This window comes from Shimazuella sp. NTD247 (assembly GCF_059510415.1).
Map to the genome: position 1 here is coordinate 61380 of NZ_JCAJZU010000011.1, position 13580 is coordinate 74959.

Annotated in this window: 13 protein-coding genes and 1 pseudogene; 8 read left to right on the top strand and 6 right to left on the bottom strand. The window is 37.6% G+C overall.

Translation table 11 applies throughout. From position 1 onward, the window contains the following. Positions 1 to 51 precede the first annotated feature (51 nt). Complete coding sequence (locus AC5WOC_RS20685; protein ID WP_496057319.1) at positions 52 to 1512, bottom strand: alkaline phosphatase family protein; 1461 nt, start codon at positions 1510 to 1512, stop codon at positions 52 to 54. A 61-nt stretch (positions 1513 to 1573) separates the two neighbouring features. Between AC5WOC_RS20685 and AC5WOC_RS20690 the strand changes: the two genes are divergently transcribed. The 3 genes from AC5WOC_RS20690 (at position 1574) to AC5WOC_RS20700 (ending at position 3980) form a co-directional block, all read left to right on the top strand. Then, positions 1574 to 2761: a M24 family metallopeptidase gene (locus AC5WOC_RS20690; protein WP_496057320.1), complete on the top strand. Its 1188-nt coding sequence runs from the start codon at positions 1574 to 1576 to the stop codon at positions 2759 to 2761. A 461-nt stretch (positions 2762 to 3222) separates the two neighbouring features. Continuing rightward, positions 3223 to 3411 carry a LuxR C-terminal-related transcriptional regulator gene (locus AC5WOC_RS20695; protein WP_496057321.1) on the top strand — a complete coding sequence of 63 codons (189 nt, stop codon included), beginning with the start codon at positions 3223 to 3225 and terminating at the stop codon, positions 3409 to 3411. A 263-nt stretch (positions 3412 to 3674) separates the two neighbouring features. Next, a complete protein-coding gene (locus AC5WOC_RS20700; RefSeq protein ID WP_496057322.1) occupies positions 3675 to 3980 on the top strand; it encodes a hypothetical protein in 306 nt (101 codons plus the stop codon). 616 nt (positions 3981 to 4596) lie between these two features. On the opposite strand, the gene AC5WOC_RS20705 is transcribed toward AC5WOC_RS20700, so the two are convergent. The 3 genes from AC5WOC_RS20705 to AC5WOC_RS20715 form a co-directional block, all read right to left on the bottom strand. Continuing rightward, positions 4597 to 4926, bottom strand: coding sequence for a VOC family protein (locus AC5WOC_RS20705; protein ID WP_496057323.1), 330 nt, complete (start codon positions 4924 to 4926; stop codon positions 4597 to 4599). 1074 nt (positions 4927 to 6000) lie between these two features. Further along, entirely contained in the window at positions 6001 to 6657 is a 657-nt protein-coding gene (locus AC5WOC_RS20710; protein ID WP_496057324.1) for a TetR/AcrR family transcriptional regulator, read from the bottom strand. Between the two features lie 696 nt (positions 6658 to 7353). After that, positions 7354 to 8172, bottom strand: a complete 819-nt coding sequence (locus AC5WOC_RS20715; protein WP_496057325.1) for an oxidoreductase — start codon at positions 8170 to 8172, stop codon at positions 7354 to 7356. A 780-nt stretch (positions 8173 to 8952) separates the two neighbouring features. On the opposite strand from AC5WOC_RS20715, the gene AC5WOC_RS20720 reads away from it, so the two are divergent. The 3 genes from AC5WOC_RS20720 to AC5WOC_RS20730 all read left to right on the top strand — a co-directional run bounded on the left by AC5WOC_RS20720 (position 8953) and on the right by AC5WOC_RS20730 (position 11466). Continuing rightward, positions 8953 to 10725: an ankyrin repeat domain-containing protein gene (locus AC5WOC_RS20720; protein WP_496057326.1), complete on the top strand. Its 1773-nt coding sequence runs from the start codon at positions 8953 to 8955 to the stop codon at positions 10723 to 10725. 357 nt (positions 10726 to 11082) lie between these two features. Continuing rightward, a complete protein-coding gene (locus AC5WOC_RS20725) occupies positions 11083 to 11208 on the top strand; it encodes a hypothetical protein (RefSeq protein WP_496057335.1) in 126 nt (41 codons plus the stop codon). A gap of 18 nt (positions 11209 to 11226) precedes the next feature. Beyond that, positions 11227 to 11466 (top strand): hypothetical protein, encoded by a 240-nt coding sequence (locus tag AC5WOC_RS20730; protein ID WP_496057327.1) that lies wholly within the window; start codon positions 11227 to 11229, stop codon positions 11464 to 11466. Positions 11467 to 11737: 271 nt separating this feature from the next. On the opposite strand, the gene AC5WOC_RS20735 is transcribed toward AC5WOC_RS20730, so the two are convergent. Both AC5WOC_RS20735 and AC5WOC_RS20740 read right to left on the bottom strand, forming a co-directional pair. After that, complete coding sequence (locus AC5WOC_RS20735; protein WP_496057328.1) at positions 11738 to 12049, bottom strand: hypothetical protein; 312 nt, start codon at positions 12047 to 12049, stop codon at positions 11738 to 11740. A gap of 345 nt (positions 12050 to 12394) precedes the next feature. Then, entirely contained in the window at positions 12395 to 12556 is a 162-nt protein-coding gene (locus AC5WOC_RS20740; protein ID WP_496057329.1) for a hypothetical protein, read from the bottom strand. Between the two features lie 179 nt (positions 12557 to 12735). Between AC5WOC_RS20740 and AC5WOC_RS20745 the strand changes: the two genes are divergently transcribed. After that, positions 12736 to 12903: a hypothetical protein gene (locus AC5WOC_RS20745; protein ID WP_496057330.1), complete on the top strand. Its 168-nt coding sequence runs from the start codon at positions 12736 to 12738 to the stop codon at positions 12901 to 12903. 222 nt (positions 12904 to 13125) lie between these two features. Further along, a pseudogene (locus AC5WOC_RS20750) lies at positions 13126 to 13580 on the top strand (RNA-guided endonuclease TnpB family protein); the annotation flags it as partial.

The following is a 13580-nucleotide window of genomic DNA, read 5'->3' on the forward strand; positions in this document are numbered from 1 at the left end:
AAAAATCCCCGTTTCCTTGTTTTTTTACATCTATGAACGGGGATGCTTGGTTCATTCCTCTAATAATTGTAAAAACCATTTTTTTAAGTCGATAATACGCAAATGTTTTGGTGCAGTTTTTATCCCAGTCACAATCATTGGTACTAAGGAATCCAAATGATGAAGGGAACCGTGTGACGCTCCTTTATGTTTTGGAGATCCTTGACCAATAATTTCATACCCAGGTGAACTAGTGACAATTACACTTTTTCTTTCTGGATGAAGTGCTCCTGCTAATCGGAATAGGGCATCTGGATAAATTCCATATTGGACTATATTTTCATCGAGCGTGAGATCCAGTATAGATATATCCCCTTCTAACTGCCATTTTTGTTCATATTCATCTGTATAATCTCCATCATGTCGAAAACTTAGTGCTCCGTCAGCATGACCACTCACGACATGAATCCAACCATCCTCATCTTGCCATGCAATCACATCTAATTTTTTTTCCATTTTACATAGACGTACAATATCTTTATAGGGTATTTTTTCATCTAAAATATGAATATAACTCATACGTTCATTTACACATGTAATCAACTGATCTTTTGGCAGAGGTGTCTCACGTGATAAAGGCATAATTGTATAGGGTTGAAGGATCTTACGTAAGTCAATATAAGTGTCTTTTTTCATCATATTGGTTTGGCCGCTATCTCCTAAAACGATGAAATTACACTTTTGCAAGGCTTCTTCCCATGAACCGAATGAGTCTAATATCGTTTTTATTTCTCGATCGACATTTTTTATTCCCTTCCCTTCCGAGGTGCCTTTTTTGTGTACAATAATGTCATTTCCTGGGAAATAAACAAACGAAAGATGTGGTAATTTGCCTTTTTGGATGAGTGAAATGATCTCCATCGACGAAAAATGATCATTGAATCCAAACTTTGACAGCATGCTCTTTGGATGAGATCTTTTGTCTATGTATCTCATTGAACCAAGTGAGAAAGTATCCGGCACGAATGTTTCGATTTTTTTTGGCAGCAGTCCAATCATCCAAGCAATCCAAGGAGATTTGATTTCTGTTTTTTCTTTTCCTCGATAAACCATAGCATTGATTGAACCTGTTGGCTTATCTGTTGCTTCATGAATGGTTTTGACATCACTGTTAATTAATAATTGATTTAATTGCATCATCGCCGCTATTAAAACTCGTTTTATCCCAAACAACATAATTTCTTTTGGCCCTGTGCCGAAATTTACCACCCTATTTTCTTCTTGGTGATAATAAGTTAGACCATAGATCCCATGTTTTTTTGGTGGTTCACCAGTGAGCATGGTAGAATCAATGGAAACAGACATTGTAGGAAAAGTACTTACTACACGTGAATGATATGTTCCATTATCTCGAAGAAACTGAAGTGCCGGAGCTCGCCCAGCTTGAATCTCTTCTTGTAATGGCGTATCCATCAAGGAATCGATTAACAGGCATATAATTGGTTTATGTTTAATGAAAGTAACCTCCTTCATCAGGTTCACCCATATATTTATCTTTCCACCAAAAAATTCCTTCTATGTAAAGGATGGTATGATGAATTTTCTTACAAAAATTTCTAAAATAGAAATAGACAAGCGTGTCCAAAAATTGCAAACCGTATTACAGGAGCAATCGATATCTGCTGCGCTGATCACGCAAAATGTAGATATTTTTTATTACACTGGAACGATGCAAAATGGATTGCTTTATATTCCAGCAACCGACGATCCCATTTTTTATGTTAAAAAGAGTGTACAGCGAGCAATAGAGGAAAGTTCCATACAAGTAGAGCCGCTTGGAAGTATGAAGTCATTAGGGGGGAGAATTGTCTCCCGCTTTGGAAAACCGGCATCTGTTGGCTTGGAATTGGATGTTTTACCGTATCAACTTGGGTTGAAATATCAACAGATGCTGGATGTACAAATAAAAGATATTTCTCCAGCTATTCGCTTGCAGCGATCAATAAAATCAGAGTATGAACAAGCCCAGATTAGTAAGGCTGCACAACTAGTTGATGAAGTAATACAGCTAATCCCTGATTGGCTTTCTGTTGGAATGACAGAAGTAGCCTTAGCAGCGAAGATTGAACATTATCTGCGTGTAAGAGGAAATATTAACTTGAATCGGATGCGTGGCTATAATCAAGAGTTGTCGTTAGGGATGGTCGCTTCTGGACTTGCTGCTTCGACACCAACCTATTTTGATGGTCCTGCCGGCGGTTTAGGTTTGACAGTCGCGAGCCCTCAAGGAGCAAGTATGAAAACCATCCAAAAAAATGAACCTATTTTACTTGATTTTAGTACTGTTGTAGAAGGTTATATGGTTGATCAGACGCGAATAGCAGTAATTGGTTCATTGGAAGAAGAATTGTTGCGGGCATATGCAGTAAGCCTCAATATCTTAAGGGAAGTTGAGCGATTAGGAAAACCTGGTGTTTCTTGGGAAATGCTTTATCGACGTTCCCTAGAGATGGTAAATGATGCAGGATTACAAGATTATTTCATGGGGTATGGGGATGACCAAGCAAAGTTTCTTGGACATGGAGTAGGCTTGGAAATTGACGAATTTCCGATCTTAGCAAATCGATTTTCGCAGCCTTTAGAAGAGAATATGGTCATTGCGATCGAACCCAAGTTCACTTTCCCGGGAAGGGGCGTAGTAGGGATTGAGAATACATATGCAGTGAAAACAGATGGATTGTATTCCCTTTCTATATCAAGTGAAGAGATCATTCGACTGTAGATTCATTCATTTAATCTGAATTTTAGGTTTTGTTGGCAAGTTTAAGTCTGATTGTTGTGTGACCAGATTCAAAAAAACGGAAAATCTCTATATTTCAATAAAATGTATTATAGCAAATGGTGAAAACGAGATGGTAAAATAGTACTAACAACTCCTTCAAGTAAAAGACTTGTTCCTTGGCCTTGCTCGCATGGGATCTGGAGCACATCGGCAATGGCATGCAGCGGTTTGTTATTCCTCCACTTGTTAGGAGCAGGTCCAGAGGCTTATTCCCTGGACCTGCTCCTATTTCTGATGGGCGCCCAATAAAACCGAAAGTATATATTAATAAAATGTCTTCTTTGATCGCAACTTCACGTTTTTTATGCTTAATCTTGCCCAATTTTCCTTTTTTGCTCTCACCTATAGGTATTTCGGCTCATAAGATAACTTGACTGAATCCCTGGACCCTCTTATCTAACATGCTCGAGCAAGGAAGGGTGGCACAGAAGTTGCATAATCAGAAGGGGAAAACCCTGCTTACCAATCGGGAGAGGGAAGTATTTGAGTTACTTGTTCAAGATAAGACCACCAAAGATATCGCAGGTCAATTGTTTATCAGTGAAAAGACAGTGAGAAATCACATCAGTAATGTGATGTGTACCTTTTGAAAAAGGAAATATAACTGTCTTCTTAGATTGCTATAAAAAATTAGGAAATATGGTTGCGCTCATCCGTGTGTTTAGCAGTTTTTGATTTGAACAAAACTTCCATGGGATTGGTCAATCCTGAATTTCCTTTTCTTAGCTTGATGGATATGTGGTATTATCCTTATTTGTGAACCGATGGCTTTTTATTTACATCTGATTTTTCATGATGTATCCTTTCAATAAGAGGAATTCATCAAAGTTCCCTTATTGAATTGGAGTGGACAATGGCCAGATCACCTTATACTTCCAAGGTAAATCCGAATGTTATTATCGAGAATCTTCCCGACGGCATGGATTATCGGATCTCAGATGTATGTGAGATTTTTTCCATTTCCAAACCGGGTTCATTTGAATGTTTTGAAATTCGGATTAGTAGGAGCGGTAAAATCAAAGATACGTATAAAATCGATGAAGTAGTAATTACAACATTGCCCAACAAACCCAACCGCTACAGTCTTCATCCGGGTGAAAATGTGACGATTACTCATAATGAACTTGGTAAGGGTGTGAAGGTCACTTACAGAAAGTAAACAAATTCACTCCAGCTGGGGTAGTCAGAATTTAATTACTGGCTGCTTCAGCACTGATTAAGATCTTCAATACTATAAAATACTACTAAGTGTACGTTGTGCCAAGCTGATGCTCAGTTTCTACCTTGTGAAAAATTAAATAACGAATGAATTCCTTTAAGGGACATACCATATAACTATTCACAGGAACAAAGGGAAATCAAAATAGAGTTCAAACGTGAATCGCTGTATTGGGCTCATTGCAAGACGAGCTGGTAAACGCATACGAGGTTAGTCGCTATATTTTGCAGGAAGTAGAGCGAATTAACCAACTGATACATCGTTGTTGATTTTTGTTTATAATTGTCTCGATTTGCAATGCTCATTGTTTACGAAAGTGAAATAATTTAGATGTTTGCTTAACGAATCGATAACTTAACCAAACGAATAAAAATGTGATCAATCAGATCCTCCACCTATAAACCCAAGATTCGTCGCTGATCCATATTTTAAAACAAGTCCTCCGGCCAGGGACCCCAATCCCATCAAAAAGCAAGCAGTTCTTCCGCGTATGATGCGAAAAGAGCCGCTTGCTTTTCCTATTGTTTGAGTATGGAGGACTTGCAGAGATAAACCATTATTGCCTTTTTGCGAGAATTCGGAATGTAACGCCGAATTTATCCGTTACATTACCATAAGCGGGGCTGAAGAAATTTGCTTCTAGTGGATCGTTTATCTGACCGCCTTCCTTCAGTGCTTCAAAATATTTAACAGCTTGGTCTTTATCATCGGTTTGAACAACGATGGTCACTTGTGTTCCCTTCTGGTAATCACTGCGGGTAAAATGGTCAGATAACTGAAGCTCTGCTTCACCGATTTTCAAAATGGCATAGTTAATCAAGTTTTTCTGTTCTGGTGACAGCGGGGATTCCGGGTTTTCCGGCATATCGCGTAATGATATAGACAATCTTTGCATCCAGTGCTTTCACATAAAAATCAATGGCCTCATTAGCACTTAATGTCATGTGTACCTTTTGAAAAATAAAAACGATCCAATTTATTTGGATTGTTTTTATTTTCTATATGACCTAGAGCCAGCATCTGTGTTACAAAGAGCAATTTGACCAATATACTTGCTATCTCCATTCTCCTGTGAATATAGTAACAATAAAGGACAACCTTAGGGAAGTCATGGTTGAATTGCCTCTTATCCTGTTCTCCCTCATCATCATATTGCTGAATCTCGGTCGAAAGCGATCTGAGCAGCAAAATCATGTCCAGTCGCCGGGGACTTTCAGCCGTATGAGCGAAAGTCCGCGATCCAGGCACATCGAGAGAATGCACGCCCAAAGCTCCCGAACTCAACACATCAAGGGACATCGACCTGAAAAGGACCCAAAGGCGATGAACTGTCGCTCCTAGTGACCTGCTCTAAGGTTGTCCTGGCACCTCGCATCCATCCAAAGGGTGGATGCGAAGGAGCCATTGATCTCGGTTCTCAATAGTGAATGTTTTATATTCCTTATATTTAGTGGAAGAAGAAATCCACCTCGTTCCACTCTTAAGAATGGAGTCCAAATAATACAGTGTTTTCATTCACATATACAAAACGACTTGAGCGTGCTACTTTTCGACTTCTTTGACAACAGCTCTCTATGTCAACTTTTAGAGAGGTAAGTCCGAGATAAGTCCAAAAACGGCCATACAGATAGAAAACATAGAAAAATCCCGATTTTTCTATGTTTAAATGGAGAGATAGGGATTTTTATAAGACTGCTTCAATGGAATTTATGTAATGTAAAAGGATTTAAAATATAGAATCTCCCAGCGCTTTGGCACAGGGTGATTCCTACATTTTACCAAGAAAGTAAGGTCACAGGTTTCACGAGAAGATCTAGACATTCGAAGATTCGAAACTTGGAGAAGTTGAGTTCGCTCAGCTCCTTCGCCTTACAATCCGATTTCTCGGTGCACAAGTTCGATCATCCGGCTGTACGATGGATGATCCAGAAGCATACGGACCAGCTCCCTTTTCAAGATTTTATTTTCTATTTCTAATATAACCATTTAAATAATGATTCATTGTAGCAAGAACATCATTCTTAAAATCACGTTTAAGTCCATCCAGCCCGTATTTTTCGATAATATCTATAACTTCCGCAGGCAAGGTGGCAGATAACTTGCAACCGGTTATAATCGATGTTTCGGCTTGGAGGATATCGATTACATCCTCTTGCGTTAATGCATTATTTTCACAAATGATGGTCACCAAATCCGTCATCAACTTGTATAGATTCAATTTCTGATTTAACATTGTTTCCGCGTCTACATTTTCTTCGAATACCGCCGTACGCATGGATTCCAGTCTTACATACAGGGGATTATGGTCAACCAATTCTGTAAGCTCATTCATGACAAGATTCTTGAAGTCATCGAAATCTCTGATTGGCGATTCTTTCGCCATTTCTGTCAGACGCGCAAGCCTTTTCTCATACTCTCGACAAAGTAGGCTAAAAAACAAGGCCTCTTTAGTTTTAAAGTACACAAATAGAATGCCGTTAGACATGCCCATCTGCTTTGCTATATCGGACATTTTAATTTTTTTATACTCGGATGAAAGAAACATTTCTGCCGCTTTATCTAGAATAGCCTGAGCTTTTAAAGCCTTTGCTTCAGGAGTCATCGCACGTTTTGCCATAACTTCATCACTCCATTTCGATTAATTTTAATCCCTAATCGATTTAGAGTCGAGATATATAACCACAATTATCTATGTTTATAGATCTTTACATAGGGTTGCGGGGAGATACGTGTAAAAATCAGAAATAAAATAGGGATATTTTCCATTTCTCTTAAAACCCTGATAAATGGATGATTTCTGTGGTTGTTATACAACACGACTTCCAGTAAATCCATCATAGAACTCGACAAATGGAAATAGAAATATTAAACAGCTTATGTCCTGAAATTACATGTATCTCCCTCACCCCTATCTCGTCCTTGAAGTCGCTGCAAAACGCTCTGGATATTTTTTCAGCCTCGTTTTTTCTGGGGAGCCTATTAATTTGCATTTGCAGCAATGGCATCACTTGTTAAGGTAACGACCTTTTTGAGGATATCATTGTTAACTTCAGCTGATACTTCCATCCAGACTTTATTCTCCTCCTACATCCATGCCCCTTTTTCTTCACGATTGTCAATTACTATGACTTTTGTTTCTTTATCCCCTGTGAGCTTCTTTCAAAAGTTCCCTCCATGGATATGAAAAAACTCGTGTGCTTCATATAGAAAAATATCATTGTTTATTCCAATAGGTTGATGTTTTCGGCAAAAGTGGATCAAAATTAGCTATAACCTTTATCCTTCCTTTTCGCAATTATGATGTTGTGGTTTATTAACCGAACCTTTTGATGAGTCTGTCGTAAGTGCGGTCTCCAAAAACATTTTTTATGAACACCATAGGTTTTGCCATAAAACCGACAAGATATCGTGTTTTCGGTCTTTTGACTGTTACAGCTTTTCCAATGGTGTGTGCGATTAGTTCAGGCTTCGACAATTGATTGCCCGAATAATTTTTGATCATGCCATCGGCTGTTTTAGAGGCTGCCTGAGCATACGCCCCCTTGGCAGATACTTTTTTAAGATTCTCAGCGGCAATAATACCCCAGTCGGTTTTGATTCCGCCTGGTTCCACCACGATGACATCAATCCCAAACGGTTCCAACTCTAACCGAAGGCAATCTGAAAGACCTTCCACCGCAAACTTTGTCGCATGATACCAGCCACCGAAATTCGTCCAAATTTTACCTCCCATTGAAGAAACATTAACAACTTTACCGAATTTATTTTTTCTCATACTTGGCACCACAAGCTGGATCATTCTCGCAAGTCCGAATACGTTCACTTCTACTTGACGTCGGGCTTCTTCCATTGGAACATCCTCTATTGCTCCATACGAACCATATCCTGCATTATTAATCAGGACGTCAATTCTGCCTTCTTTTTTTAGAATCTCATTAACGCATTGAACCATGGATGCATCATCAGTTACATCCAAAGAAATTGGATGTATCCCTTTTGTTGCAAGATCTTGCATTTTATCTATACGCCGGGCGGCTGCATAAACAGTAAAGCCCTTATTCTTCAGCTCGATGGCTGCTTCTTTACCTATGCCGGAAGATGCACCTGTAATCAAAACAACATTTTGACTCATAAACAAAACCTCCATATCAATAATTGACTTGCAGTCACTTATAATTGATTTGAAGTCAATTATAAGTGACTGCAAGTCAATTGTCAATGATCAAGGAGTTTGGCAACCAAAAGCAGATTAGACCACTACAACAGTTAAATCTCCCTATCATCCAGTTTTTCTTGAATTGCGTCTCGTGTCACAGGATAGAAGCAAAAAATAAAATGTTTGTATTTATAAAGGTAAAAGAGCGAACTATTTATTTGGTTTCGGAAGATGTTTGATTCAAAATACTTACTTGACCAGTCATATTAAATATTTTGGTGATTACATCATTGATTCGGGTACAACTTTTTTGTAGGTGAACTGTTCTTCATAGATTAAAAATGCAAAAGCCCAACAAACGTTGGGCTTTCATGTTCATTGGTAAATTCTCTAAGTTTTATCCTATTTTTTAGGATATCCAGTAATACAAATATCTTCTCCGAATCGCTCGATTGAGATGTCTTCTCATTCTACTGCTTGTACCAATAGTTCGAATCCTTTACCACCAATAGGGGGTATATTTCGCTTTCCTCTAGGAGCTTTATAGCTATGAATGATTTCACCTTTGAAAGTTCTAAGGGCAGGTCACCAAAAAATAGATGATATAAAGTCGTTTATAAGTATTTTCATCAAAGAGTTCTCTAATGTTGTAATATGTAAACATAGTGTTTCCTCTTACTGAGTGAATTTAATTTTTATCTTACTTTCTATATTGGAAATGAACTCCCACTGTATCACTTATAGGAGGTCGTAATTATGTATTACCTTGACCACATGGATAAATCTGATAAACATTTTTGGGAAACATGTAATCTCATACTGGAAGACAATCTGGACAAATTAAAAATAAGATTAGAAAAATACCCCGAGCAGATAACACAAAAAAACAAAACTGGGAACAGTCTACTCTATTTCTGTTTATCCTCTCAGATGGCAAAGTATCTGCTTCAGCAAGGTTTATCTGTTCACGATATAGATCAATGGGGAAATACACCTTTGCATGTAGCTGCCTATGAAGGTCTAGCAGAGGTGGCACATCTATACCTCCAGGAAGGAGCAGATATAGAAACAAAAAATTTACTTGGACAAAAACCATATCACCTTGCTTCTACCATAACTACTTGTGAACTGTTTGGGAAGAAAGCATTTACTGGTGATGATGAGCTCAAATCGCTGACATTATATGACGCGGTGAGTCAAGGAAAAAAAGAAGTGGTAGAATATATTTTGTCATCTGGGGTAGATCCTGATCTACTCAACTATGAAAATTTCCCTCGTCATATGTATGGTTCCCCCTTACTTCAAGCAAAAACAGGGGATATACAAATTGTACAACTCCTTTTAGAACATGGAGCCAATCCAACTGCTTCGAGTGAAATTTATTCATTCATAAACAATCCGGATGTTGCACGACTTTTACATAAATATGGAGCCAAAGCTTCCCCAAAACATTTAGATAAGGTTAGTTTCCATGCTGTTAAGGAACTAAAAAACAGTGAGTTACTTGCGTCATATATTTCTTTTGGTGCTCCGTTAAATTGGAATATTATTTTAGAATATTCATTAGGTTCAAGTGATGAAAATCTAAAAATGACAAAGCTTATTATTGATCATCGTCCAGATTTTTTAAATAAACCCTTCCAGTCTGGAGATACTCCCTTAACAAAAGCAGTTTCTTATCGCATGACAAAATGTGTTTCTCTATTACTTGAACTAGGTGCGGATCCAAACATCTGTGATAAATCGAATATTAGTCCTCTTATTTACGCATCTCGTTTAAAAACAGTGAAAAAATGGCAAAAAACAGGGGAAATCATAAACCAACTCATCCAGTATGGTGCAAATATAAATGAAATCGATAATGTAGGTTTTTCTCCATATCAATGGGCCGTTTATTATCAACAACCGAATGAAGCAAAAATGATAAAAAAATCCCTCCAACAACAAAGAATTTCAATACCTTATTTGGCTGCACCACCTAATCATGACGATTTTCATACTGAAACTAAAAATTGTAGCCATTTCTATAGCAATAAAATAGATGAATTCTTTTTAGAAGATTTTCATGCTATTGCTCATATGCTTGGTTTTCAAAATCGTTATGAGGTAAATTATCCAGTTTTTCATTCCGATGAAATTTCGTTCCTCTCGAAGAATATAGATCGTTACTATCAAGCAAGTGGCGTAGAGAAAATGAACGTTACACAAAAAATCGCATTCCATCCAAATTATTCGAATGCTTGGATGAGTCACATTTACTGGCAACAAGAATGGGATGAAGTGGATGAGAATCATTTTAGTTATCATCAATTCCATTTTCGTTGTCCAGATGCCTTGCTGACATCAGCACGAGAAATGATAAACACACACAAACCACATCTTCAGGAAATTTCTTTGACAAGTGAAAAATTTAATTCATACCCGGTATCAGCGTTCTATACCTTTGGAGACAAATATATAAAACGAGGTCTACAATCATTGTGGCAAGCCCCTTTTTATAAAGATCATATATATAAACAATTTATATAATGTCGTTAAAGGGTAAAACCAATACGTTGCCCCATTTAAGCACAAAACAGCCCAAATGATAGGTGTGGGCTGTTTTGTGCTTAAATGAACTGTACTTACTTTTGTGGATATCCAGTAATACAAATATCTTCTCCGAATCGCTCGATTGAAATGTTTTCTAATTCAACTGCTTGTGCCATTAAATCAAATCCTTTACCCATTGGAAACAGTGGGGCTAAATGAAAAATGCAAGTAGTTGGTTCTTATGAAGTGGAGCGTTGCAAGGAGGGGATAGCATGAGAAGAAGAACACCATTGATTAGAACTACATCTTGTCCCAGATGTGGCAAGCAAGTTGCAACATTAAATTTTGTATGGATTGGACGGAGCAAAAGCCAAGTATGAAGGTCTTTGTAGTAGTTGTGTGACAACAGAGGAAGAACAAGAGATTCTTGATATTCAGGCTCAAGGGGTCTTATATAAATTCGGAAAACAACTAACCTAACATCTAAGGGGAATGTATATGAAAAAGGCAGAGGATCGTTGGAATGGCTTTACAACCGAAGAATTATTAGAATTAGCTTCTTCTACAGATTTAACCGCTGGAAAAGCATTACATGCACCAGAATCGAAAGTTGATTTAATTGCAAAGTTGTTTTATCAAATCGACTATGTATACACACAAAGGAGAGCAGATGAATCGAGAATAAATCGAGGTGCTGAGAATATTCCAGATTTGACCGACGATGATTTACCATTTTGAAACAGTGGTGCGGATCTATCAAATAAAAAATAAAAGGACTCTGTGTGGGAATCCCTAGTCTGAACAATTAGAGTGTACCACGCTGGACTCCTTAATACAAAGGAGAATGTAAAATGCGTGATTATATGGATAATAGCAAAGGCAGCGAAGCTATGGAAAAGCATATAAAAAGTTACTTGAAGAAAAGGAACTGAAGAAAGCAGAAGAAGATCGTAAACGTAAAGAGCGAGAAAATAAAAAATAAAATGAATGAATCCCTCAGATAGAGGGATTATTTTAATTCTCCATTATGTACTGGCAGCAATTCATTTTCCTGTAGAAGCTTAAAACATTCGTGTAGATCAACCCAAATGTTACGGTTTTTGATATCATCTTTTTTTCCGTAATATATAGCAATATCACTAATCCAACTACGAATAGATACAGGTGAGCAATCTTCTACAGCTCGTAAGATCAAGGGTTTTACTTGGTTAAACTTGGTTAAGATTAGTCGTTCATTATCAAGATGAACATGATCTGTATAGTCTAAAGCTCGTAGCTTTGACCACTCTTTACTGATTTTCTTCGTTAGAAGATTAATCATAACATCACCTCTACACTTCATGGAATGAGTATAACAAATAAACCGTATCATTTTTGATACGGTTTATTAATCGTAGTAGGTGCCTTATACGATTAATATGATGTTATGGTTCTATCTTGAACATTTCCTTTTTGATCTTCTGTGTTGTTAATTCATCAAACCCAAAATCCTTATGTATCTCATCAAAATTATTTTTATTGATGGGTATAAACTTTTCATCAAAATCATCAGCATCAATTATAAAAATTACTTGTCCTTCAATTTTACAGCAATGATTATCCATGAGAAGAAGAACAGAAATTGAAAGACTAATCATTTCCCGATAAATGGAAATAATCCTGTGGATTAGAGCAGCAGTGTCATCACTGCACCCAACAAGAAGCCAACAACATTCACAGTATGACCAAAATTCAATTGCACATTTCGAGTAGTAATTGCATCGATCCGAGCGGTTACGCCTTGATAGGCTGTATCCTCTTTTCCATACCAGATATCGTATCCCTTCATTCAGGAGATTTTTTTGAATCTGAACATCACAATTAGTGGATTTTTGGAATGGAGTATTAAGAAAAGTCGGTTTCATAATAGTAGGAATATTCTACCTGTTTTTGCCGATACAAATTTTAACTAGGACATGCTTTTATCCATTGAATGTCTGCATACATTGAATGGAAGGGGTGGTTAGTTTGAAGAAATCTAAACTGAGTGTCGGTAAGGAAATATACGGAACAAAAGATATCAAACAAGCTTTTTACGAAGCGTTTGCACCGTATTTCGAACAACACAATATGCACCCTGCAAGATTTGTAAGTTGGATCACACATGAGCCCAAAAAACATGTGGGGAGTAGTTAGCCCCTTTTTTGCCAGAGATTTAGACAAGCCTAGTAAGGATAACAAAGATATTATAACATTGCGAGCGAGAAAACCCACGGTTTAAATCGTGGGATGAAAGCGAGCATTAGAAGAAGATACTTTTTTGTTCTTTCGTAAGTTTGACTATTTTTTAGATAAGCTTGACAAGGAACGAACATACGATCTATAATGTTCGCAAAATTCCAACAAGGGGGTGATTCCATGCATAAAGCTTTTTCTTACCGTCTTCGACCTACCAAAGCACAGGCGACAATGATCCATAAATCCATCGGTTGTAGCCGTTTTGTATTCAATCATTTTCTTGGTGAATGGAATAGAGCGTATCAAGCAACCGGAAAAGGGCTGACCTATGGCATCTGTTCCCGTTTCCTAACGGAGAAAAAGCGAGAGTTGGTGTGGTTGAAAGAAGTTGATGCTACTTCCCTGCAAAACACCCTCAAACATCTTGCGGATGCCTTTCAGCGTTTTTTCCGAAAACAAAACGATGCTCCGCGTTTTAAAAGCAGGAAATCAGCTACAAGCGTATACGACTCAATGCAACTATCCCAAAAGTAGTAGACCAACCATCGAAATCAAGGGGAACAAAATCAAACTGCCAAAATTAGGCTGGGTGAAGTTTGTCCTCTCCCGAGAAATAAGTGGTCGTATTTTATCCG